The sequence below is a fragment of the Pectobacterium brasiliense genome (assembly GCF_016950255.1).
GTDB lineage: Bacteria > Pseudomonadota > Gammaproteobacteria > Enterobacterales > Enterobacteriaceae > Pectobacterium > Pectobacterium brasiliense.
On the sequence record NZ_JACGFN010000002.1, the window covers coordinates 876,905 to 901,192 of the forward strand.

19 protein-coding genes, 2 pseudogenes and 2 CRISPR repeat arrays are annotated in these 24,288 nt (G+C 52.3%); of the genes and pseudogenes, 14 read left to right on the forward strand and 7 right to left on the reverse strand.

All coding sequences use genetic code 11. The features are described from left to right. Positions 1-124: 124 nt before the first annotated feature. Positions 125-1,111 (reverse strand): quinone oxidoreductase, encoded by a 987-nt coding sequence (locus H4F65_RS18510; protein WP_010279219.1) that lies wholly within the window; start codon positions 1,109-1,111, stop codon positions 125-127. Between the two features lie 127 nt (positions 1,112-1,238). On the opposite strand from H4F65_RS18510, the gene dnaB reads away from it, so the two are divergent. From dnaB to tssD, 8 genes and pseudogenes are all read left to right on the forward strand, one after another. Beyond that, positions 1,239-2,645 (forward strand): replicative DNA helicase, encoded by a 1,407-nt coding sequence (gene dnaB, locus H4F65_RS18515; RefSeq protein ID WP_010279223.1) that lies wholly within the window; start codon positions 1,239-1,241, stop codon positions 2,643-2,645. 41 nt (positions 2,646-2,686) lie between these two features. Beyond that, entirely contained in the window at positions 2,687-3,769 is a 1,083-nt protein-coding gene (gene alr / locus H4F65_RS18520; protein WP_010279226.1) for an alanine racemase, read from the forward strand. Next, the gene (locus H4F65_RS18525; RefSeq protein WP_010279230.1) at positions 3,762-4,400 is read left to right on the forward strand and encodes a hypothetical protein; all 639 of its coding nucleotides are present in this window, start codon (positions 3,762-3,764) and stop codon (positions 4,398-4,400) included. Before alr ends, H4F65_RS18525 begins: the two co-directional genes overlap by 8 nt. 253 nt (positions 4,401-4,653) lie before the next feature. Further along, positions 4,654-5,133 carry an Lrp/AsnC family transcriptional regulator gene (locus H4F65_RS18530; protein WP_010279234.1) on the forward strand — a complete coding sequence of 160 codons (480 nt, stop codon included), beginning with the start codon at positions 4,654-4,656 and terminating at the stop codon, positions 5,131-5,133. A gap of 251 nt (positions 5,134-5,384) precedes the next feature. Next, a complete protein-coding gene (locus H4F65_RS18535; protein WP_010279239.1) occupies positions 5,385-5,999 on the forward strand; it encodes a YitT family protein in 615 nt (204 codons plus the stop codon). A gap of 64 nt (positions 6,000-6,063) precedes the next feature. Further along, the gene (locus H4F65_RS18540) at positions 6,064-7,257 is read left to right on the forward strand and encodes an amino acid aminotransferase (protein ID WP_010279242.1); all 1,194 of its coding nucleotides are present in this window, start codon (positions 6,064-6,066) and stop codon (positions 7,255-7,257) included. 83 nt (positions 7,258-7,340) lie between these two features. Continuing rightward, entirely contained in the window at positions 7,341-7,838 is a 498-nt protein-coding gene (locus tag H4F65_RS18545) for a M48 family metallopeptidase (RefSeq protein ID WP_010279245.1), read from the forward strand. A 382-nt stretch (positions 7,839-8,220) separates the two neighbouring features. Then, positions 8,221-8,457 (forward strand): annotated as a pseudogene (gene tssD, locus H4F65_RS18550) (type VI secretion system tube protein TssD); the annotation flags it as partial. Positions 8,458-8,506: 49 nt separating this feature from the next. Here tssD and H4F65_RS18555 read toward each other — a convergent pair. Genes H4F65_RS18555 through H4F65_RS18570 form a run of 4 tightly spaced genes read right to left on the reverse strand, consistent with a single transcriptional unit; the run spans position 8,507 to position 10,679 of the window. Further along, complete coding sequence (locus H4F65_RS18555; RefSeq protein ID WP_010279252.1) at positions 8,507-8,914, reverse strand: DUF1240 domain-containing protein; 408 nt, start codon at positions 8,912-8,914, stop codon at positions 8,507-8,509. A gap of 45 nt (positions 8,915-8,959) precedes the next feature. After that, positions 8,960-9,367: a DUF1240 domain-containing protein gene (locus H4F65_RS18560; RefSeq protein ID WP_010279254.1), complete on the reverse strand. Its 408-nt coding sequence runs from the start codon at positions 9,365-9,367 to the stop codon at positions 8,960-8,962. Positions 9,368-9,424: 57 nt separating this feature from the next. After that, the gene (locus H4F65_RS18565; protein WP_010279258.1) at positions 9,425-9,829 is read right to left on the reverse strand and encodes a DUF1240 domain-containing protein; all 405 of its coding nucleotides are present in this window, start codon (positions 9,827-9,829) and stop codon (positions 9,425-9,427) included. Further along, on the reverse strand, positions 9,822-10,679 hold the full coding sequence (locus H4F65_RS18570; RefSeq protein ID WP_010279261.1) for a hypothetical protein: 858 nt from the start codon (positions 10,677-10,679) through the stop codon (positions 9,822-9,824). The genes H4F65_RS18565 and H4F65_RS18570 overlap by 8 nt, the downstream gene beginning before the upstream one ends. Positions 10,680-10,930: 251 nt before the next feature. After that, a CRISPR array of direct repeats spans positions 10,931-11,798; the repeat unit is 28 nt; unit sequence TTTCTAAGCTGCCTATACGGCAGTGAAC. Positions 11,799-12,093: 295 nt separating this feature from the next. Here H4F65_RS18570 and cas1f point away from each other — a divergent pair. Genes cas1f through cas6f form a run of 6 tightly spaced genes read left to right on the forward strand, consistent with a single transcriptional unit; the run spans position 12,094 to position 20,242 of the window. Next, positions 12,094-13,074, forward strand: coding sequence for a type I-F CRISPR-associated endonuclease Cas1f (cas1f, locus tag H4F65_RS18575; protein WP_010279266.1), 981 nt, complete (start codon positions 12,094-12,096; stop codon positions 13,072-13,074). Next, entirely contained in the window at positions 13,071-16,367 is a 3,297-nt protein-coding gene (gene cas3f, locus H4F65_RS18580) for a type I-F CRISPR-associated helicase Cas3f (protein WP_010279269.1), read from the forward strand. The genes cas1f and cas3f overlap by 4 nt, the downstream gene beginning before the upstream one ends. 23 nt (positions 16,368-16,390) lie before the next feature. Beyond that, positions 16,391-17,725 carry a type I-F CRISPR-associated protein Csy1 gene (gene csy1, locus H4F65_RS18585; RefSeq protein WP_010279272.1) on the forward strand — a complete coding sequence of 445 codons (1,335 nt, stop codon included), beginning with the start codon at positions 16,391-16,393 and terminating at the stop codon, positions 17,723-17,725. Next, the gene (gene csy2 / locus H4F65_RS18590; protein ID WP_010279275.1) at positions 17,722-18,654 is read left to right on the forward strand and encodes a type I-F CRISPR-associated protein Csy2; all 933 of its coding nucleotides are present in this window, start codon (positions 17,722-17,724) and stop codon (positions 18,652-18,654) included. The genes csy1 and csy2 overlap by 4 nt, the downstream gene beginning before the upstream one ends. A 13-nt stretch (positions 18,655-18,667) precedes the next feature. Next, the gene (gene csy3, locus H4F65_RS18595; RefSeq protein ID WP_010279277.1) at positions 18,668-19,678 is read left to right on the forward strand and encodes a type I-F CRISPR-associated protein Csy3; all 1,011 of its coding nucleotides are present in this window, start codon (positions 18,668-18,670) and stop codon (positions 19,676-19,678) included. 9 nt (positions 19,679-19,687) lie between these two features. Then, the gene (gene cas6f / locus H4F65_RS18600; RefSeq protein ID WP_010279279.1) at positions 19,688-20,242 is read left to right on the forward strand and encodes a type I-F CRISPR-associated endoribonuclease Cas6/Csy4; all 555 of its coding nucleotides are present in this window, start codon (positions 19,688-19,690) and stop codon (positions 20,240-20,242) included. 129 nt (positions 20,243-20,371) lie between these two features. Beyond that, a CRISPR array of direct repeats spans positions 20,372-20,939; the repeat unit is 28 nt; unit sequence GTTCACTGCCGTATAGGCAGCTTAGAAA. A 38-nt stretch (positions 20,940-20,977) separates the two neighbouring features. Here the strand turns inward: cas6f and H4F65_RS18605 are convergent. Then, positions 20,978-21,396, reverse strand: a pseudogene (locus H4F65_RS18605) (secondary thiamine-phosphate synthase enzyme YjbQ). A 15-nt stretch (positions 21,397-21,411) separates the two neighbouring features. Next, positions 21,412-24,246 carry an excinuclease ABC subunit UvrA gene (gene uvrA / locus H4F65_RS18610; RefSeq protein ID WP_010279281.1) on the reverse strand — a complete coding sequence of 945 codons (2,835 nt, stop codon included), beginning with the start codon at positions 24,244-24,246 and terminating at the stop codon, positions 21,412-21,414. Between the last annotated feature and the right edge of the window lie 42 nt (positions 24,247-24,288).

Here is a 24,288-nt window from a genome sequence, read left to right on the forward strand (position 1 = left end):
AAACAAACAATCCGTTTTGGTTTTTTTGTTAAGAAGTAATACTGTCGGCCGCTCTTTTCCCTGTCTGGAAAAGGGGGCGGGAGAAGTGAGGTTATCGCCAGAATACGATAACCTCATTAAACAATTAGCCCGGAATCAGCAGGCATGAGCCCTGCGTACTGCGGCTTTCCAGCGCCCGATGCGCGGCTTGCGCATCCGACAGCGCGAACTTCTGGTTCTGCGGCACATCTACCGTAATCGCCCCGCTGGCGATCAGTGAGAAGAGTTCATTGCTGGCTTGTTCCAGCTCGGCGCGATTCGTCACGTAGCCAAACAGCGACGGACGCGTGACGTACAGCGAGCCTTTCTGGTTCAAAATCCCCAGATTGACGCCGGTGACTGGCCCAGACGCATTGCCGAAGCTGACCATCAATCCACGGCGGCGCAGGCTATCAAGCGAGGCTTCCCAGGTATCTTTCCCGACCGAGTCATACACAACGTTCACCTTCTGCCCATCGGTCAGTTCTGCGACGCGCTGCGCAATATTCTCGGTACGGTAATTTATGGTCGCCCAGGCACCCGCCTGTGTTGCCCGCTCCGCCTTCTCGTCGGAACCCACCGTCCCGATCAACTTCGCCCCCAGCGCCTTCGCCCACTGGCAAGCGATCAGCCCAACACCACCCGCCGCGGCATGGAACAGGAAGACTTCATTCGGCTTGATTTCATACGTCTGGCGCAGCAGATAGTAAACCGTCAGCCCTTTCAGGAAAGAAGCCGCTGCCTGCTCAAAGCTGATGGCATCCGGCAGCAGCGCCACCTTTTCCGCCACCACGTTATGCACGTCGCTATACGCGCCCAGCCCGGACTGCGCATACACCACGCGATCGCCGACTTTCAGCACGCTAACCCCTGCTCCGACTTTCGTCACGACGCCTGCCGCTTCGGTTCCCAGCCCGGAAGGCAGATCAGGAACCGGATACAGGCCGCTGCGAATATAGGTATCGATAAAATTAATGCCGATGGCGCGGTTCTCAACCTGAACCTCTCCCGCAGCGGGGTCGGCAGGCGTGAAATCCACATATTGTAGAACCTCTGGGCCACCATAAGCTCGGAACTGAACGCGTTTTGCCATGTTATCTCCTTAATCGTGACAGGTTCATCATTGCTCTATTATGGATATGGATTGTGTTATTTCGGACGTGTGACATATACAATGCCTCCTAATCCAATGGCAAATCAACCGGTAAAGAACCCGTTTCATGGCAGAGAAAAGACCCACCAATAAATCGAATGAACCCCGTGACCGCCAGATGGAAGGTCTGAAACTTCCGCCACATTCGCTGGAAGCGGAGCAATCGGTATTGGGTGGCCTGATGCTCGACAATGAACGTTGGGATAATGTCGCCGAGCGTGTTGTCGCGAACGACTTCTATAACCGCGCCCACCGCCTGATCTTCACCGAAATGCAGCGCTTGCTCGAAATGAGCAAGCCCATCGACCTGATTACGCTGTCCGAATCGCTCGAACTGCAAGGTTCGCTGGAATCCGCCGGTGGCTTCGCCTATCTTGCCGAACTGGCAAAAAACACCCCCAGCGCCGCGAACATCGGAGCCTATGCCGATATCGTGCGCGAGCGCGCCGTGGTGCGTGAAATGATCTCCGTCGCCAATGAGATCGCCGATGCGGGCTACGATCCGCAGGGCCGCAGCAGTGAAGATCTGCTCGATCTGGCGGAATCCCGCGTCTTCCAGATCGCCGAAAACCGCGCCAGCAAAGACGAAGGTCCGAAAAGTATCGATCGCATTCTGGAAGACACCGTTTCCCGTATCGAGCAGCTGTATCAGCGCCCGCACGACGGCGTAACTGGCGTGTCTACCGGCTATCAGGATCTGGATAAAAAGACCGCAGGATTGCAAAAATCTGACCTGATCATCGTCGCGGCGCGTCCATCGATGGGTAAAACCACCTTCGCCATGAACCTGTGTGAAAACGCGGCGATGATGCAGGATAAACCGGTATTGATCTTCAGTCTGGAGATGCCCGGCGAACAGATCATGATGCGTATGCTGGCTTCCCTGTCCCGAGTGGATCAGACCCGTATTCGTACCGGCCAGTTGGACGATGAAGACTGGGCGCGTATTTCCAGCACCATGGGGATCCTGCTGGAAAAGCGCAACATGTACATCGATGATTCCTCCGGCCTGACACCAACCGAAGTGCGATCCCGCGCCCGCCGCGTGTTCCGTGAACATGACGGCCTGAGCCTAATCATGATCGACTACCTGCAATTGATGCGTGTGCCGTCGCTGTCCGACAACCGTACGCTGGAGATTGCAGAAATTTCCCGCTCGCTCAAAGCATTGGCAAAAGAATTGCAGGTTCCCGTCGTCGCGCTGTCGCAGCTTAACCGTAGCCTGGAACAGCGCGCCGATAAGCGCCCGGTCAACTCGGATCTGCGTGAATCCGGCTCCATCGAGCAGGATGCCGACCTGATTATGTTTATCTATCGTGATGAGGTTTATCACGAAAACAGCGACCTGAAAGGCATCGCTGAAATCATTCTGGGGAAACAGCGTAACGGCCCGATTGGTTCCGTTCGTTTGACCTTTAACGGGCAGTGGTCGCGCTTTGATAACTATGCCGGCCCACAATATGACGATGAATAACGCAGCGCTCAGCAATGACAACACTGCACTAAGGAACAAGAATGAAAACGGCAACTGCCGTCATTAACCGGCGTGCTTTGCGCCACAACCTGCAACGTATCCGCCAGCTAGCACCTGGCAGCCAGGTCGTTGCCATCGTGAAAGCCAACGCCTACGGCCACGGCATGATCGACGCTGCCCATACCTTTTCCGACGCTGACTGTTACGGCGTCGCGCGGCTCTCCGAAGCGCTGGCACTGCGCGCCGCGGGTATCACCAAGCCTATCGTCCTGCTGGAAGGTTTTTTCTCCGCCGACGATCTCCCGCTTCTGGTGGAGCACCAGCTAGAAACCGCCGTTCACAGCCCCGAACAGCTTGCCGCACTGGAACAGGTCACGCTGCCACAGCCGATCCCCGTGTGGATGAAGCTGGATAGCGGCATGCACCGCCTTGGCGTTCTGCCGGAACACGCCGACGCGTTTTGGCAACGCCTGACCGAATGCCGCAATGTGGTTCAGCCGGTCAATATCATGAGCCACTTTTGCCGCGCCGATGAGCCCGAAGCCGGAACCACCGAACGCCAGTTGGCCTGCTTCGATGCCTTTACACAGGGTAAACCCGGCGCACAGTCCATCGCGGCCTCCGGCGGCATTCTGCTGTGGCCGCAGTCGCACCGCGATCGCGTTCGTCCTGGCATCATTCTCTATGGCGTGTCGCCGCTGGATAACGAAGACGCCGCGCATTTCGGCTTCCAGCCTGCGATGACCTTTACGTCTCACCTGATTGCCGTTCGCGAACACAATGCGGGCGAAGCAGTCGGTTACGGCGGTACCTGGACCAGCCCACGCAATACCCGTCTGGGCGTGGTAGCCGTCGGCTACGGCGATGGCTATCCGCGCTGCGCGCCAGCAGGAACCCCCGTGCTCATCAACGGGCGCGAAGTGCCGCTTTCCGGTCGCGTATCAATGGATATGATTACGGTGGATTTAGGGCCGAATGCGCAGGACAAGGTTGGCGATGAGGTCATTCTTTGGGGGCCAACGCTACCGGTTGAACGCATTGCCGCGCATACGGGTGCCAGCGCCTACGAACTGATTACGCGCTTAACCCAGCGCACTGCGTTGGAATACGTCGACGGTGAGTAAAAACGAACCAGCAGGTTTTTATCGGCAGGCGCATGGCTTGCCGACCTTAAAACGGGTTATCTACTATGCGGCAAGCTGGCTTGCCGTCTCCGCGATCCTGACGCTGTTTGCTCTCATCAATTTCTATACTCTGAAACCGACGGATGTCGGCGGCACGCTGTTTGGCGGCATGTTTAGCGCGATGTTCGATCTCATCTACTGGTCTTGTGCCGCATCGGGTTTCTGCTTTCTGGCACTCTTTCGGCTTTCAGGATGGCGTGTTGCCTGGATACTCGCGGGTCTGGTGCAAATCGGTATCAGCGCCCTGTGGCGGATTCAATATTGGCAGGATTATGAAAACGAAGAGCTGATACTTTCCCCGATGCCCGGTGAACTGTATGTATCCATGCTGGTGGGCGCAGGCATGGCGGCTATCGGCATAGTGAAATATCGACACGCGCGGCGCAACCCAGTCGCTCAACACCCAACCTATGCTAAAGCCGTCGCCGCACTGCTGCTCGTTGCGCTTTATCTGGCGCTTCCGCTACATCTCTACCTGCGTGAACCTCTCCCCTACTGCGCCTTTAGCCCTGACGGGCAGCAGTTAAGTGTCTGTCTCGGAGACAATGACGAGCGGATTATTGTGGAGTGATGGATTTACTGCCGTATAGGCAGCTTAGAAATTCACTCGAAGGGAAGCCGCGCGTTCAAATCAGTTCACTGCCGCATAGGCAGCTTAGAAACACAGACAGCCATTTGAAACCATGGCGTGGATGTTCACTGCCGAACAGGCAGTTAAGAAAATAGAGCTCTCCCAAAGTCAGGAATAAAAAACTCATAGGCAACGCGGCCTAAAAAGCTGGTAGTCTGTTTGGCCGACTGCCTGATACTGTTTAGGAAACGCGATGTACCACATTGATGACTTCGATCTGAAAATCCTGACGTTGCTACAGACGAACGGCCGCCTGACCAATCAGGAACTGAGCGATCTGGTTGGGCTTTCCGCCTCGCAGTGTTCCCGCCGTCGTATCGCGCTAGAACAGGCACAGCTGATTCTCGGCTATCATGCCCGTCTGTCGCCGAACGCGGTCGGACTGGAATGTCTGGGATTAATTGAGGTGCGACTGATCAATCACACCAGCGAATACGTTGAGCGCTTCCACCAGATGCTGGGGGAAGTGGATGCCATCATCGACGCCTATAAAACCACGGGTGATGCCGATTACCTGTTAAAAGTCGCCGTGGCAGATCTGCCCGGACTCAGCACGCTGATTAGCCAGATTCTGTCGCAGAACAAGAGCGTCGCGCACCTGAAAACCTCAGTAGTATTAAACCGCCTCAAAGAGAACGGTTTGATGATGCCAGAACGGCCTGCGTTGCCCTAAGTTGGGGCAATCGCCTCTATTTGGTGCATAAAAATGAATAATTCGCGCAACAAAAACCAAATAAATGCACAAAAAAGACAAATAGATAATAAAAAACGCACGAATCGCGCATTATTTTCATTCATATAATTCAATACGTTGCTCTTATCGCAGGCGAGATTATGCTGATGCCAGCCGCTAAGCAGCACTATCTGGTGCGATTCTTGCTTTGGTAAGCACATGTTTTTACGACAGTCTGTTGAGTGCTCACCATGGATAACGTTATTCCCACACAAAAACTATCACACACGCTGCTGGAAGATATTCTGGCGATACTGATCGGCACGCTGATGGTGTCGTTTGGCGTCATTCTGCTGCGTCAGGCCGGTGCCCTCACCGGCGGCACCGCAGGTATCGCTTTTCTTATCCACTATCTGACAAACGTCTCCTTTGGCGTCGCGTTTTTCCTGCTGAACTTGCCCTTCTACTATCTGGCCTTACGCCGCATGGGGTGGGAATTCACGGTGAAAACGTTCTGCGCCGTCGGGCTGGTTTCGCTGTTTTCCGACCTGCACCCGATGTTCGTTCATTTCGATCAGCTCAACCCGTTCTACGCCACGCTGTTTGGCAATATCATCACCGGAATCGGCTTCGTGGTGCTGTTCCGCCACAAGGCCAGCCTCGGCGGCATGAACATTCTGGCGCTGTATCTTCAGGACAAATACGGCCTGCGGGCGGGAAAACTCCAGATGGGCGTTGACGTTGTGATTGTGCTGACTTCCCTGTTCGTGGTAAGCATACCGATGTTGATTGCTTCGATTCTGGGGGCAACCATTCTGAACCTGATTATCGCGATGAATCATCGCCCCGGCCGTTACGCGGCCTGATTGTCCCCCACCATCGTCGGGGTTGCGGTACCCATAAAAATGACACATTCAGGAGAGCTACACTGTGTTTCAAAACGTTGATACCTATGCCGGAGATCCTATCCTGTCTCTGATGGAAAAATTCAAACAGGATCCAAGAGCGGATAAGATCAATTTGAGTATCGGGCTCTACTACAACGAGCAGAATATTATCCCGCAGCTGCGCTCCGTCAGTGCGGCAGAAAGCAGCCTGAAACAGCCAGCGCAGAGCGCGAGCTCTTACCTGCCGATGGAAGGGCTACAGCCTTACCGTACCGCGATCCAACAACTGCTATTTGGCGAAAACCACGCGGCGCTGGAAGCGGGTCGCATCGCCACCATCCAGACGCTGGGCGGTTCCGGTGCGCTGAAAGTCGGTGCGGATTTCCTGAAACGCTACTTCCCGAATTCAGAAGTGTGGGTCAGCGATCCAACATGGGAAAACCATATTGCGATCTTTGAGGGGGCGGGCTTTAACGTTCACACCTACCCATATTTTGATAGCGAAAGCCTGGGCGTGAAATTTGACGCCATGCTCGCCACCCTGCAAACGTTGCCAGCACGCAGCATCGTGCTGCTGCACCCGTGCTGCCACAACCCGACTGGTTCTGACCTCACCACTGAACGGTGGGATCGCGTCATTGAGGTCATCATCCAACGTGAGCTGATTCCGTTTATGGATATCGCCTATCAGGGCTTTGGCCTCGGGATTGAGCAGGATGCCTATGCGATTCGCGCCGTTGCCAGCGCGGGCGTTCCTGCACTGATCGCCAACTCGTTCTCCAAGATTTTCTCACTGTATAGCGAGCGCGTCGGCGGCCTTTCCGTGGTGTGTGACGATGCTGACAGCGCACAGCGCGTGCTGGGTCAGTTAAAAGCGACCGTCCGCCGCAACTACTCTTCCCCACCGAATTTCGGCGCACAGGTGGTCTCTAAAGTCCTGAATGACGCGCAGTTGAACGCTGACTGGAAAGCGGAAGTCGAAGAGATGCGCACCCGCATTCTGAGCATGCGTCAGGAACTGGTTTCCGCACTGAAAAACGCACTGCCGAACCGTAACTTCGACTACCTGCTCACACAGCGCGGCATGTTCAGCTACACCGGATTCAGCCCGGAACAGGTTGATCGTCTGCGTGAAGAATTCGGCGTGTACCTGATCGCCAGCGGCCGTATGTGTATGGCGGGGCTTAACCACAGCAACGTCCAGCGCGTTGCTGCGGCTTTCGCCGCAATTCAGTAAATCGTAAAATAATAAAGCCACTGGCTTAACCGACTCACGGTTGTGAACTCGCTTAACTCAGTGGCTTCTGTGATAAAAATCCCATGACCCAGTTACGCTACCTAAACGGCTATCCCCCAACGATTGTTGCCCAAGTACAAACGCTCCTCGATCAAGGCAAACTCGGCCTTTGGCTGGAAAAAAGATACCCTGACCGCCATCCGATCCAGAGTGATAAGTCGCTCTATCAATTTGTCACCGAGCTGAAACAGCGCTATTTGAAAAATGCCCCGGCGATATCAAAGGTGCTTTACGACAATAAACAAAACCCGATAAAAGGGACGCTAGGAACCAATACGTTTGTGGCACGTGTGCAGGGCGGAAAATTAAAGTCCAATAACGAAATCAGAATAGCGACGCTATTTCGTGACGGGCCGGAAGATTTCCTGCGGATGATCGTGGTACACGAACTCGCTCACCTCAAAGAAAAAGACCACAACAAGGCCTTCTACCAACTCTGCTGCCATATGGACCCTGATTATCACCAGCTGGAATTTGATATGCGAATCTGGCTGAACTGGCGAGAAATAAATGCGGGTTAGGATCTATATTCCCTGCAAAAAGGAAAGGCGGATTCGTCAGAAAAACAGAGTAACTCTGATTTTATTTTAATACGTTGATTTTTATTATTTCATATCGCGTAAAAATAACGCTGAGGTGAACGAAACCGCCGGGTGAGCGGCAGGACGCCGCGAAAGTCAGCGCCGCGTCGGGAACGCGTCGCTGGCGGCCCGACTGCGGAGTCGATCGCCGAAGGCACCGCTAAGCGGCGTTATTTCCCGCGAGAAGCCAGGGGCCACGGGGTGATGGCGATTGAACACCCCGTGTCGGGCGCATGCGACTCACGTTGCAAATAATCGCATTCGTCAACGCGCACGAAACCCTCTCTTTGCAGGCATAAATCACTATCTCACTGATCTATATGTTGATGTGACATTTTATTTTTATCGCGTCAATTCCGCTGGGCAGTTAGAGCTTTATTACGAAGTGACCTTAACGGATGCGAGCATTGTCGACGTCACCTGTGTCTACCCACACGTCATCGATAACAATGACATCATGCCGTATGAAAAAGTCCAGCTGAAATATAAAACCATAGCATGGAATCACAAAATCGCAGGAACGTCGGGTTACAGCATTTGGGAGGAAATGAGCCTCTAAGATTTATGACCTTTGATAACAGGCGCATCTTATCAGGTGTGCTTGTTATTCACCATTCATCACAAAGAGCGATATTTTTCACATATTTATTGGGATCCATCCAGGAGTTTTTAGGACAGATTTCATAGCCTTGTTCTCTAAAATTAAAAGATATATACATAGATGCAACAAAACTAACCACCACACCAATAAAAAACAAATAACCACACACACTTGCTAATATCCCATGCATTCCTATAGGTTTGTTTTTTACTGCCATGTAAAACCCTAAATACGAAAAGTAGAATAATATTGGCGCACCAAAAATAAGTATACCTACTTTCCATGAAAAGATAATGACATCGTTTAGCCTAAATAGATTCCAATAGCCGTTAAAAGAAAACCATATTCCCCAGCATGTAAGAATAAAAATCAACACTGAGAACGCGAAAAATAATGGCCTATTTATTTTAAACACGAACAATCCTCCACAAGCATGAATAAAAACCTATCAGATCATTGTTTACCATTCATCACAAAGAGAAATGTCTTTCACATACTTATTGGGAGCTATCCATGAGTTCTTAGGACAGGTTTTATAATCTTGATCATTAAGATCATATGATATATAAATTGATAAAAAAAAACTAACAACCGCACCAAATATAGCCACAACAGCTAATGAGTTAGCTAGTTTATTATTCATTTTAGGCACTTCATTTTTTATAGCTGAATAAAATGCCAAATATGAAAAATAAAACAACAAAGGTGATCCAAATATCATTAAACCAAGTTTCCATGAAAAAATTATCACATCACTTTTTTGTAAAAAACTCAAATATCCATTGAAGGAAATCCAGCTAATAAAACATGAAATAAGAAAAAGGAAAACTGCAAACGCACCAACTAATGGCCTATTTACCTTAACCACGACTGTACCTCCCCCAGGCATGAAAAAGCATTCCCTATCAGACGTCCATTTTTGTTCTTACTCTTTACAAAGAGCGATGTCTTTCACATATTTATTGGGAGCTACCCATGAGCTCTTGGGACAGATTTTATAACCCTGTTCATTAAGGCTATAAGAGATATACATAGATGAAAATAAACTCACCGCAGTACCAAAAACAGCAAATATAACCAATACATTTGAAACTTTATTATTCATTTTAATTGGTCTATTTTTTACAGCAGAAAAAAAACCAAAATAAGAAAACTGGAACACTATTGGAACTAGAAAAATTATCACCCCGAGTTTCCATGAAAATGAAATAACATCATTTAGATTAAAGAAATCAATATACCCGTTTAAAGAGAACCATCCTCCCCAGCATGAAAGAAGAAAAATAAAAACTGAATATATGAAAAAAAAAGGTCTATTTATCTTAACCACGACTGACTCTCCCCCATGCATGAAAGAATTGATCAGGATGGTATGGTGTATATTGCTTTTTATGCGATTTCAAATTTTTTATTATCGTCTCACTTATTTTATACTCATTATCCAACCACAGTAATGAAAGACTGACTATCACCCCAATAGCAAAGATGCCAAAAGCAATGCCAATAACACTGAACCCCGTAGCCATAAGCCCAGTCGCTAATGTTTTCGCCCCCCATGCAACCCCAACCGATACAGCTAACTTTGCCGCATCCATCGTTAAATTAACAAAGAAATCGGTCAGTGCGTATTCATCTTTCACCATCAATTCAATGGCTCGATAAGCGCCTGAAAACACAATGCAGAACCTTGCCCCAGTCGCAATACCACTTTCAATACCTTTTGTACCTATCCCTATATCGAGTACTTTTTGGTTACTGACTAAATATCGAGTGGCATCTAAATACTTTCTTACCCCCGGATAGCCAGATAATTTTATGTACTTACTACCATTTTTCCCGACATATTCCGTTGCCGTGACGCCGAACCCTTTCATCTCCATCACGATTCTGCTCACAGACACCGATTCTGCAATATTTCCGGCAAACGACGAGATGGGATCGGTACAGGCAAAAATGGCCGTTTTCCACGACTCATTAGGGTTTGGTGTACATAACGTCTTTAAAAAATACGTCGCTTCCTGCACAGTTAATATGGCATGAATGTTATCGTTATTTATTTCATTGAGTTGAGCATGTAATTTCTGATAGTTAATATCAGCATGCTGCTTTTTAAAATCAAGATGATCTTCTAACCGATAGTCATCATCAACAAGTGTTTTTAAAACCGGATCGTATTTCACAGCATCTCATTCCTTTGAATTTTACTTAAGTCAACGAACTATTTCCCTGTAAGGTTACTTTAACGGAAAAATGATGATTTTTAAATGTTAATAATGCCAAATCCGCAATTTTCCATCCCACACAAAGAAACCCGTTACTTAAAAATGTCACGAGAAAAGGGAATCAAAAATACGTTATTTAAAGGCGATAACACATCAAACACTGACGATAGTGTTACCTCGATAATAGCCAGATAATGGCACTTAAGGCGTGGATAAACTGCCTGTACGGCAGTGAACTTTCTTCCTGCAAAAAAATCCCGCCGACGCGTTTCTAAGCTGCCTATGCGGCAGTGAACGATTCAAGAGGCAAACATTGACGTCATCAATATTTCTAAGCTGCCTATGCGGCAGTGAACATTATATTATCGCCTTTTTTTATCTCAGTAAGTTTCTAAGCTGCCTATACGGCAGTGAACTGTGGGCGCTGTTGAACATCAAAGCCGCGGGTTTTCTAAGCTGCCTATACGGCAGTGAACACCTACATTCAATTCCCGTCATCCAGCTTTAACTTTCTAAGCTGCCTATACGGCAGTGAACTTATTAAATTTAATGGCTCTAATAAATTCCGATTTCTAAGCTGCCTATACGGCAGTGAACTTGCTGACGCAATTAAAATGGCTAGTGAGCAATTTCTAAGCTGCCTATACGGCAGTGAACAATTTTCTTTATCTTCCGCCACGTTTTCGCATTTTCTAAGCTGCCTATACGGCAGTGAACGCTTGCTTCTTTTCAAACTCGCCAGCTTCAACTTTCTAAGCTGCCTATACGGCAGTGAACTATGTTCGAGAAGCTGCGACAAGCGCGGGCATTTTCTAAGCTGCCTATACGGCAGTGAACTCTCGCTCACGGTCAACGACGAGGCGAACGGCTTTCTAAGCTGCCTATACGGCAGTGAACAGCAACTGTGACCGGATGGCATTTACGCTATCTTTCTAAGCTGCCTATACGGCAGTGAACAAAGAGATGGCCCGCGAGTTTATTGACGCTGCTTTCTAAGCTGCCTATACGGCAGTGAACTGGCTTTTTTCTGATTTCGGCCTGCCGTTTTCTTTCTAAGCTGCCTATACGGCAGTGAACAGTAGCCCGATCACTCTAACGGTTTGTTTTATTAGCAGCAATTGCCGTTTTCCCTGCAAAAACCCTTTTTTTCAGCTCATCTGTAACTCATTGATTGTTAAGCTTGTGAAATAGACCAAATAAAAAGGGTCTGTGTTTGGGTAATATTTTTTGCGGTCAGAATTTTTCATATACAACTGTGATAATCTGATTTTCGTTAGTTTTCTGAAGATTATATTTTTTCTTATCAAATGGTTAGCCTGCGATTTACTTCGCTGGCGTCACAGCTATTATCGATTGCGGCAGAAAATACATTATGGATAACGCCTTTAGCCCTTCGGACTTAAAAACCATTCTGCATTCCAAACGCGCCAATGTTTATTATCTCCAGCATTGCCGCATTCTCGTTAACGGTGGCCGTGTCGAATATGTCACGGAGGAAGGAAACCAGTCTCTGTACTGGAATATTCCCATCGCCAATACCAGCGTGGTGATGTTGGGAACCGGCACTTCTGTAACGCAGGCAGCGATGCGGGAATTTGCCAGAGCCGGTGTGATGGTTGGCTTTTGTGGCGGCGGCGGCACACCGCTATTTGCGGCCAACGAGGCGGAAGTCGCGGTATCCTGGCTATCGCCACAGAGCGAATATCGGCCAACCGAGTATTTGCAGGATTGGGTCAGCTTTTGGTTCGATGATGAGAAAAGGCTGGCTGCCGCCATCGCTTTCCAACAGGTGCGAATAACACAAATTCGTCAGCACTGGCTGGGCTCGCGTCTGTCCCGAGAATCTCGTTTTACCTTTAAGGCCGACCATCTTCAGGCGCTTCTGGATCGCTATGAAAAAGGGCTAACCGACTGCCGCACCAGCAATGACGTGCTGGTGCAGGAAGCAATGATGACCAAAGCCCTGTACAAACTGGCCGCTAATGCCGTGAGCTATGGCGACTTTACCCGCGCCAAACGCGGCGGTGGCACCGATCTGGCTAACCGTTTTCTCGATCACGGCAACTATCTGGCTTACGGGCTGGCTGCCGTCGCGACATGGGTGTTGGGTCTGCCGCACGGGTTAGCGGTGTTGCATGGTAAAACTCGCCGTGGTGGGCTGGTATTCGACGTCGCCGATTTAATTAAGGACGCGCTCGTACTGCCGCAGGCGTTTATTGCCGCGATGGAAGGCGAAGATGAGCAAGAATTTCGTCAGCGCTGCCTGACCGCATTCCAACAATCTGAGGCGCTGGATGTGATGATCGGCAGCTTGCAGGATGTCGCTGGCAAGCTGAGCCAGGTGGCTCGATGAACATTCTGCTGATTTCAGAATGCAATAAGCGCGCGCTGGTCGAAACCCGCCGGATACTGGATCAGTTTGCTGAGCGCAAGGGCGAACGCACGTGGCAAACCGCTATCACGCAGGAAGGGCTGAACACGCTACGCAAGCTGCTGCGCAAAACAGCGCGTCGTAACACGGCTGTCGCCTGTCACTGGGTTCGCAGTGCGAATCATACCGAACTGCTGTGGATCGTCGGTAATTTGCGGCGTTTTAATGCACAAGGGAGCGTGCCGACCAACACCAACAGCCGCGATATTCTGCGCTCGAAAGATGAAAACCCGTGGCACAGCGCCGAGGTGTTTAGCCTGCTGGCCGCTATTGCTGGGTTATTTCACGATGTCGGCAAGGCTAACGCACTATTCCAGACGGGGTTGAGCGGTACAGGTCCACGCAGCCAACCGTATCGGCATGAATGGGTATCGCTGCGGCTGTTTCAGGCCTTCGTGGGGGAGCAAGACGACAAAGGCTGGTTAACCGCGCTCAGCACGGTGACTCCAGAGGCAGAAACAACCCTGCTGGCAGCCTTACAGCGGGATAAGCAAACGCCCAGTAGCAGTCCATTTCGCACTTTGCCGCCGCTGGCGCAGGTTATCGCCTGGCTGATTGTTTCGCACCATCGGCTGCCCGTGTTTAACAAATCGGCAGAGCTTGCGCCCAACAGCAGTGAACCCCAGCTCGACTATGCAGAAACATGGTTAACCGACCATCTCTCGGCACAATGGAATGCACTCAATCATTGCAAGCTCGATGTCACGCCAGCCAATCTGGCACAGGTGTGGCAGTTTCCGCATGGCACGCCGCTACGCAGCAGCGTCTGGCGTGAGAAGGCGCGCAAGTTTGCGGGTCGAGCGCTAAAGCTCCCCTCATTCATGCATTTCGCTCGGTTAGATCAACGACTGACCGTGCATCTGGCGCGTCTCGCACTCATGCTGGCTGACCATCATTATTCAGCAGGCGCGGCAACGGTTGGCTGGCAGGATATGGCTTATTCAGTCTGGGCTAACACCGATCGCAAAACGGGGGAATATAAACAGAGGCTGGATGAACACTGCGTCGGCGTCGGGCAAAATGCTCTGCTGCTGGGGCGCAGTCTGCCGCATCTGCGTGACACGCTACCCGCAATTACTCGCCACAAAGGATTTCGTCAGCGCAGCACGCACCCGCGCTTTCGCTGGCAGGATCGCGCATTCGATCTCGCCTGCTCTATTCGCGAATCCAGCAAGCAGCATGGTTTTTTCGGCGTCAACATGGCCTCGACAGGCCGGGGGAAAACCTTCGCTAACGCCCGAATTATGTATGGCTTGTCGGACGAAACACTCGGCTGTCGCTTCTCTGTCGCGTTAGGGCTACGCACGCTGACGCTACAAACGGGTGATGCGCTACGGCAGCGCTTAAAGCTGGATGAAGACGACCTAGCGGTGCTGATTGGTTCACAGGCCGTGCAAGATCTCCATGAAATGCAGTTGGAAAATGAGACGCGCCAACAAAACACCGCGCAGACGGGCAGTGAATCCGCCGACCCGTTGTTCTCTGAACATCAGTATGTTCGTTACGATGGCTCGCTGGACGATGGCAGGTTAAAGACGTGGCTGGAACGTAGCCCAACCCTGCATCAATTACTGAGTGCACCGGTGCTGATCACCACCATCGATCACCTGATGCCCGCTACAGAAAGTCTGCGCAGCGGACACCAGATTGCCCCGATGCTACGGCTATTGACCTCCGATCTGGTACTCGATGAACCGGATGATTTTGGGCTAGAAGATCTTCCCGCACTCTGCCGGCTGGTGAACTGGGCAGGCATGTTGGGATCGCGTGTTCTACTTTCCTCGGCCACATTGCCGCCCGCGTTAATTCGCGCGTTGTTCGGTGCCTATCTTGATGGCCGTGCTGCCTGGCAACAGGCTTACGGCACACCGAATACGCCCTTGAACGTGTGCTGCGGCTGGTTTGATGAATTTGATTGTCAGCATGAGCAGTACGGCGATGTGAAAGGCTTCATGACCAGGCACGATGCGTTCGTTCAGCAGAGGCTGAAGAATCTTACCAAAGAGGAACTCCCGCTCCGGCTAGCTTCCATTGTGCCCGTCAGCAGCCCCAGTAAAAATAAAGATGATGTTCATCTGGCCGTCGCACAGGTGATCCACCCACTGATACGAGATTTACATTCACAGCATCACCAACAGCATAAGAGCGGAAAAACCGTCTCGCTGGGGCTGGTCAGAATGGCAAACATCGACCCGCTGGTTGCCGTCGCCCGCCAGTTGCTTGCCATCCCCTCACCGCCGGATACCTGTATTCATTACTGCATTTATCACAGCCAACATCCGCTGGCGATGCGTTCCTATATTGAGCAGCGACTTGATGCAGCACTGATGCGTAACGACGCCGATGCACTATGGCAGGTCGATGAAATTCGTCAGGCGATAGAAAACGCGCCGCCGCAGCATCATATCTTTGTGGTGTTAGCGACCTCGGTCGCCGAAGTGGGTCGTGACCACGACTACGACTGGGCGATTGTCGAGCCCAGCTCAATGCGTTCATTCATTCAACTCGCCGGACGAATATTGCGCCACCGGCAGGATAAACAACATGTGCCTAAAACGCCGAATATCTGCTTACTTAGCCACAATATTCGCGCGCTGAAAGATGAAGACGTCGCGTACTGTAAGCCGGGGTTTGAATCTGACGATGAACAGCTAACCACACATGACCTTCGTCAGCTATTGCAGGAGGAGGACTACCGTCATCTCAACGCCGCCCCGCGCATTGTGCAACCGGCGCCCCTCATCAAACCGTTTTCGCTGGTGGCGTTAGAACATGCTGTTTTAGGAAAAACGCTGCTTGGCCTTAAAAATCAAAAGCTCGATGACCTGAAACGCCCGCCCGCCGCATTCTGGTGGCGTGCACATCCGCACTGGAACGGTGAGTTACAGCGGCGCACGCCCTTTCGAAAATCCGACAGAGATGAACCGTACACCCTGTGGATCGCCGATGACGATGAAGATGCCGTTTTCATGATACCGGACGACGGCCCCAGTAAATGGAAGCAAAGCGATGTGATCCGTCCCACTTCACTGCACATGGCAGAAGGCGTTTGTGCGTGGATCGATCCCGACTACCACGCCTTATACCAGCAGCTGGCAGACGAGAAACAGTGGGAACTCAAACGGGTTAGCGCTCGCTTCGGCGAAATCCGCCTGCGGGAAAAAGAAGAAAAAGACTGGCTCTGGCACCCGCTGTTAGGAGTGTTTGGACAGTGACAAGAATAACAATAGGAGGAGGAATGGAAGAAAGCAGACTGACACGGTTCATCGTGTCCTACATCAACAATCGAAAGCAAGCCAAACTGGATGCGTTCGATAAAGAAGCGGAGAAGAAACGTGCGACGCTCAGCGGTGAAGACTTAGCCGCAGAGGAATTGGATCTGGCCGAGAAGCGGCGAGAGATTGAGCAAAAACACGAGGTTCGCGCGTGGTTAAGCGATGCCGCCAGCCGCGCCGGACAAATCAGTCTGGTCACCCACGCGTTGAAATTTACCCACAGCGATGCCAAAGGCACCAGCGTCTTTAGCACCGGAACGGTAACGGAGGCTAAAACGCTTTCGACCGCAACACTGGCACAACCCGCTATCGATGCCGTGGGAAACGCCGCCGCCCTTGATGTCGCCAAACTGCTCCAGACTGAACACGACGGGGATTCGCTGGTCGCGGCCCTACAGCGTGGCGATCACCATGCATTAGAAAAACTGGCAGAAAACCCGGAACAGCTCGCACAGTGGCTGGTGGGGTTTCAGCAAGTCTTCACCGATCGCCAGCCCAGCTCACATAAGCTAGCCAAACAGATCTATTTCCCCATAGCAAACGGTGAATACCATCTGTTAAGCCCGCTGTACTCCTCTTCACTCGCGCAAGCGCTCCACCAGCGAATTAACACCGTGCGCTTTGGTGATGAAGTAAAAGCGATTCGTCAGGCGCAAAAAGCGAATCAGTGGCATGAGCAGCTCTCCATCAGCTACCCCTATCTGGCGGTACAGAATATGGGCGGCACCAAGCCACAAAATATTTCATCACTCAATAGCAGCCGCAGCGGCCGTTCCTATTTGCTCAGTAGCGCACCGCCACAGTGGAACAGCATTGAAAAACCACCGCAGCAGCATGACTCTATTTTCCGTCCACGCGGCGAGGTGGACTATCACACACGAGCGACCTTAGCGCAGATGCAGCGCTTTCTGCTTAGCGTCAAAGAGGTGGAAAACAATCGCGACATTCGTCACCAGCGCCTGCGCTATCTCGACCAGTTGATCGACCAGCTCTTCTTTTATGTCTCCAGCGTGCAAAACCTGCCCTCCGGCTGGAGCGCAGAGTCTGAACTGAAACGCGCCCAGCAACTGTGGCTCGATCCTTATCGTGCAGAAACGGATACGGTTTTCCGCCGCGAGCGTGAAGCTGGAGATTGGCAAAAGGCTGTGGCCTACGATTTTGGCCGTTGGCTGAACCGTCGGCTCAAGCATGAAGACTTGATCTTCGGCGAAATCGAACGCCGCGAATGGTCTACCGCCGCGCTGTTCAAACGCCGGATGCGTGAAATGGAAAGCGCACTGAAAGAGGATCTGGCATGAGCACATTAATTATCCTTCGGCGTATCAAAGTCGAAAATGCCAACGCCATTGCCGGGTTGACCTATGGCTTCCCCGCTATTACGCACTTTCTCGGCTTTACCCATGCGCTGTCACGCAAGTTACAGGCCCGCCACGGGTTGACGCTGGACGGCTGCGGCGTGGTGAGCCATCAGCATCAGCTACACGCCTACGGTTCTAGCTGGGAACGGAGTTTCGCCCTGACCCGCAATCCATTGACCAAAGAAGCGAAAACCGCTGCTTTCAATGAAGAAGGCCGCATGCATATGACCGTCTCGCTGTTAATCCGCTGCGAGGGCCAGATCCCGGCGGATACCACGGCATTGTGTGATTTCCTCACCCAGCAGGCACAGTGCCAGCGACTGGCGGGCGGCACCATTGTTGATATCGAACGCGTCACCATCCAGTCATTACCCAGCGACGAAGCAGAAACTCGTAAAGTTATGCGCCGTTTGTTACCTGGCTTTGTACTAAAAGATCGCACATCGCTGCTGCATGACCATTTCCAGACGCTACAGCAGGACAATCCGCAAGCGGAACTGATTGATGCCTGGCTGAACTTCGCCGCGTTAAAAATGCGGGCAGAGCGCGATCCCAACGGGAGCAATGTACAGTGGCAGTACCAGCCCAAACCCGGTGGCGGTGGTTTCTTGATCACGCTAATGATCGGCTACCGCGCCATTTCGCCGCTTTATGCTCCCGGTGAAGTCGATAAAACCCGCGATCCGCACACGCCATTCTGTTTTGCCGAAGCCGCCTACGGCATCGGGGAATGGCAAGGCGCGCACCGCATCAGTGATATCCGCCAGATACTCTGGGAGTACGACTATCAGAACGGCGATTATCACTGCCGCCAATTAGCAGACACCCATTCAGCAGCAGAAGACATTTCCTACGAATTCGATGACTAAAAAGGACGACATCATGGCAAAAGCATCAACAAGTTTAAAAACCGCATCGGTACTGGCTTTTGAACGCAAGCTGGCGAATTCGGACGCGGTAATGTACGCAGGCAACTGGGCGCAGCAGGATAACTGGACGCCTATTGCCATTCAGGAGAAATCGGTGCGCGGGACGATCTCCAACCGCCTGAAAAATGCCCTCACCAGCGACCCCGCCAAGCTGGATGCAGAAATCCAAAAAGCCAACCTGCAAACCGTAGACGTTGCCGCCCTTCCCTTCGGATCCGATACCCTGAAAGTCGTGTTTACTCTGCGGGTGCTCGGTAATCTGGCGCAGCCCTCGGTCTGTAACGATCAGGATTATCAAACCGCGCTGGGTAACATCATCACCGGATACGCTCAGGGTCAGGGTTTTGGCACACTGGCGGCACGCTATGCGGAAAATATTGCGAACGGTCGTTTTCTGTGGCGCAACCGCGTCGGGGCGGAAGCCATTCGCGTGGTCGTTACCACAGGTGAGCAGCGTTGGGAATTTAACGGTGAAGACTATTCGCTACGGGCGTTCAGCCAACCAACGGGTGACCTTGCAGCACTGGCGCAAGCCATTGAGCAAGGGCTGGCTGGCGATACATCGGTGCTTTTTACCGTGGAAGCCTACGTGCAGCTCGGTAACGGACAGGAAGTCTTCCCGTCTCAGGAACTGGTGCTCGATGAAAAAGCGCGTAACGGCAAGAGCAAGATTCTCTATCAGGTGAACGATGTCGCGGCTATCCACTCGCAGAAAATCGGTAACGCGCTACGCACCGTTGATGACTGGTATCCGGCGGCGGATGAAGCGGGCCCGATTGCCGTCGAACCCTACGGTTCCGTCACCAGCCGGGGTAAAGCCTACCGCCAGCCCAAGGAGAAGATGGATTTTTACACGCTGCTGGATAACTGGGTGATTAAAGGGGATGTTCCTGCACCGGAGCAGCAGCATTACGTGATTGCCACGCTGATTCGCGGCGGCGTGTTCGGTGAAAAAGGCGAATAAGGTGGCAGCATGGATCACTATATTGATATTCGCGTCCAGCCCGATCCCGAGTTCACCGCCTCACAGCTCTTGAACGCGCTGTTTGCCAAACTGCACCGAGCACTCGGACAGGTGGCGGATGGCAAGATCGGGATCAGCTTTCCCCAAGTGGGTAAAACGCTGGGGGAATGTCTGCGGCTGCACGGTACAAGAGAGGCGCTCTCGACGCTCGAGCAAACGGCCTGGCTGAAAGGATTGCGGGATTACACGCAGGTTTCTGAATGTAAAATCGTACCTGACGGCGTGAAATTTCGCACCGTGCGCCGCGTTCAGCTCAAGAGCAGCGCAGAACGGCTACGTCGACGCTCGGTGAACAAAGGCTGGCTGACAGAGGCGGAAGCCGCAGCACGAATTCCTGATGCGGTGGAAAAACGTAGCGCACTGCCGTTTGTGCAAATTAAGAGCTTGTCCAACGGTCAGATGTTCTTCGTGTTTATAGAACATGGCCCGTTACAGGATGCTCCTGTCGCAGGACGCTTTTCCTCCTATGGCCTAAGTGCAGAAGCCACCGTACCCTGGTTCTGACCCTTTTTTGGCGACCAGTTGCAACCCATTGATTTTTAATTGCGGTTGGTCGCCCTAATAAAAAAGGGTTTTTCGACAAAAAAGTCATATTCTCTTTAACAATCTGGTGGTTAGATTAAAAACCTAACCGTTCACTGCCGTATAGGCAGCTTAGAAAGCATTATTCACCGCTGGCAACCACTGTATTCTGTTCACTGCCGTATAGGCAGCTTAGAAAGTTACCCCGTCTATGCAATTTCAGGATCAAGAGTTCACTGCCGTATAGGCAGCTTAGAAAGATGCGGTTGCGCTGGGTATGGCGACTGATGCGTTCACTGCCGTATAGGCAGCTTAGAAAACGTTGATTCCTGATGGATTTGCGCCGCGAAAGTTCACTGCCGTATAGGCAGCTTAGAAACATTAGCTCTGATGATTCATCGGATAGGTCGAGTTCACTGCCGTATAGGCAGCTTAGAAAATACCCCGTGTGATTAAGAACATCTTGATATCGTTCACTGCCGTATAGGCAGCTTAGAAAGGCAAGACGCTTTGCTCTAACCATTCCTGCATGTTCACTGCCGTATAGGCAGCTTAGAAATAACGACTTCAGTGACCGGCCGAATGACACGCGTTCACTGCCGTATAGGCAGCTTAGAAAGCGATGATGACGAAAAGATAATGAGGAATAAAGTTCACTGCCGTATAGGCAGCTTGATACTATCGAAATGCGTCGCTGGTGCGACGCATTTTAGAGGCTTATTCCCCGTGGAGGGTGACAACCAGCGAGCGGCTGCCGCCGTGGTTGCGGTGTTCGCACAGGTAGATGCCCTGCCAGGTGCCGATGTTCAGGCGTCCGTTGGTGATGGGGATCGTTAGACTGTTTCCGAGCAGGCTACCTTTTAGGTGCGCCGGCATGTCGTCGCTACCTTCATATGTATGGCGGTAATACGGCTCATCCTCAGGCACTAAACGATTAAAAAACTCTCGAAATCCTGCCGCACCGTGGGGTCGGCATTCTCGTTAATCGTTAGCGCCGCCGAGGTGTGTTTGATGAACACCTGCATCAGCCCGACGTTTATCTGACGCAGTCCAGTAACCTGCGCCAGTATTTCGTCAGTCACCAGATGGAAGCCTCTGGCTTTCGGCTTCAGGCGGATTTCATATTGCATCCACATCGCAGCCCCCTGCTATCAGGCTTCGCGTGCCAGAATCGGCCGCAGGAAGCGCGCAGTGTGAGACTGTTCGCACTCTGCCACCGTTTCCGGCGTGCCGGAGACCAGAATTTCTCCGCCGCCGCTGCCGCCCTCCGGTCCTAAATCGACAATCCAGTCAGCCGTCTTAATCACGTCCAGATTGTGCTCAATCACCACGATAGTATTGCCCTGATCGCGCAGCTGATGCAGAACGGTAAGAAGCTGCTGAATATCGGCAAAATGCAGGCCAGTCGTAGGTTCGTCGAGAATATACAGCGTCTGTCCGGTTCCGCGTTTTGACAACTCGCGCGACAGTTTCACACGCTGTGCTTCCCCACCAGACAGCGTGGTGGCCGACTGCCCAAGGCGAATGTAGGACAGGCCGACGTCGATCAGCGTTTGCAGCTTCCGCGCCAGCGCCGGAATGGCATCAAAGAACCCTCGCGCTTCTTCAATGGTCATATCCAGCACTTCATGAATGCCTTTGCCTTTGTATTGAATTTCCAGCGTTTCGCGGTTGTAGCGCTTGCCTTTGCACTGGTCGCACGGCACATAAACATCCGGCAGGAAGTGCATTTCGACCTTAATCACGCCGTCGCCCTGACAGGCTTCGCAGCGTCCACCGCGCACGTTAAAGCTGAAACGGCCAGGGTTGTAACCACGGGTACGTGCTTCCGGCACGCCAGCAAACAGCTCACGAATCGGCGTGAAAATGCCGGTATAGGTTGCCGGGTTGGAGCGCGGCGTGCGGCCAATCGGGCTTTGATCGATATCGATCACCTTATCGAAATGTTCCAGCCCTTGAATTTCACGGTGAGCGGCAGGTTCCGCCAGCGTCGCGCCGTTCAACTGACGCTGCGCCAGCGGGAATAAGGTATCGTTGATGAGGGTGGATTTACCCGATCCCGACACGCCGGTGATGCAGGTAAATAGCCCAACCGGCAGCGTTAGCGTGACGTCTTTCAGGTTATTGCCCTTCGCGCCAATCAACTTCAGCACTTTGGTCGGATCCGCAGGCACGCGCTGTTGCGGGATTTCAATCTTGCGTTTACCGCTGAGGAACTGCCCCGTCAGCGAATCCGGCACCGCCATGATCTCTTCCATCGTGCCTTCTGCGACAATCTGGCCGCCGTGCACGCCCGCGCCGGGGCCGATATCAATCACATGGTCGGCAGCACGAATCGCATCTTCATCATGCTCCACCACAATGACGGTGTTGCCCAGATTACGCAGGTGAATCAGGGTTTCCAGCAGGCGCTCGTTGTCGCGCTGATGCAGGCCGATAGAGGGCTCATCCAGTACGTACATCACGCCAACCAGCCCGGCACCAATCTGGCTCGCCAGACGAATACGCTGCGCCTCTCCGCCGGACAGCGTTTCCGCCGAACGGGAGAGTGACAAATAGTTCAGCCCGACATTCACCAGAAACTTCAGCCGATCGCCAATCTCTTTCAGCACTTTCTCGGCGATTTGGGCGCGTTGCCCGCTGAGCTTCATATTCTGGAAAAACGTCATCGCATGGCCGATGCTCATATCGGAAATCTGCGGCAGCGTCGTCTGCTCAACAAACACGTTACGCGCTTCTTCACGCAGGCGCGTTCCGCCGCAACTGGCGCAGGAGCGGTTGCTGATGAATTTCGCCAGCTCTTCGCGCACCGCCGTGGACTCCGTCTCTTTATAACGGCGCTCCATGTTGTGCAGCACGCCTTCAAACGGATGGCGACGCACCGAGGTATCGCCGCGATCGTTGATATATTTGAATTCGACGTTTTCTTTGCCGGAGCCGTACAGAATCACTTTCTGCACCGCGGCGCTCAGGCTTTCAAATGGCGCATCGACGTCAAACTTGTAGTGCTCCGCCAGTGAGCGCAGCATTTGGAAATAGTAGAAGTTGCGGCGATCCCAGCCGCGAATCGCGCCCCCCGCCAGCGACAGCTCGGCATTTTGCACCACGCGGGACGGATCGAAGAACTGCTGCACACCCAGACCATCACAGCTTGGACACGCGCCCGCTGGGTTGTTGAACGAGAACATACGCGGTTCCAGTTCGTGCATGCTGTAGCCACACACCGGACAGGCAAAGTTCGCCGAGAACAGCAGTTCTGGCTGCGTCGGGTCGTCCATATCCGCGACCACCACGCTACCGCCGGACAGATCCAGCGCGGTTTCAAACGACTCTGCCAGTCGCTGCGCCAAATCTTCACGCACTTTAAACCGGTCAACGACGACTTCGATGGTGTGCTTTTTCTGTAATTCCAGTTTCGGCGGATCGGACAGATCGCACACTTCGCCGTCGATACGGGCGCGGATGTAGCCCTGTGAGGCCAGGTTTTCCAGCGTTTTACTGTGTTCGCCTTTGCGATCCTTCACAATCGGTGCCAGCAGCATCAGGCGCTTACCTTCCGGCTGCGCCAGCACGTTGTCCACCATCTGGCTGACCGTCTGCGCATCCAGCGGCACATCGTGCTCCGGGCAGCGCGGTTCACCCACGCGAGCAAACAGCAAACGCAGGTAGTCATGAATTTCGGTAATCGTCCCGACCGTGGAACGCGGGTTATGCGAGGTGGATTTCTGTTCGATAGAGATGGCGGGCGACAGCCCTTCTATATGATCGACGTCCGGTTTTTCCATCAGCGACAAAAACTGACGGGCGTAGGCGGAGAGAGATTCCACATAGCGCCGCTGCCCTTCGGCATACAGCGTGTCAAACGCCAGCGATGACTTACCCGAGCCCGACAAACCGGTGATTACGATCAGCTTGTCACGAGGGATTATCAGGTTGATATTCTTGAGATTATGGGTACGAGCACCACGAACTTCGATCTTATCCATTCACACACTTCCCGGAATAAAAACGGTTTGTCATCGCCTCTC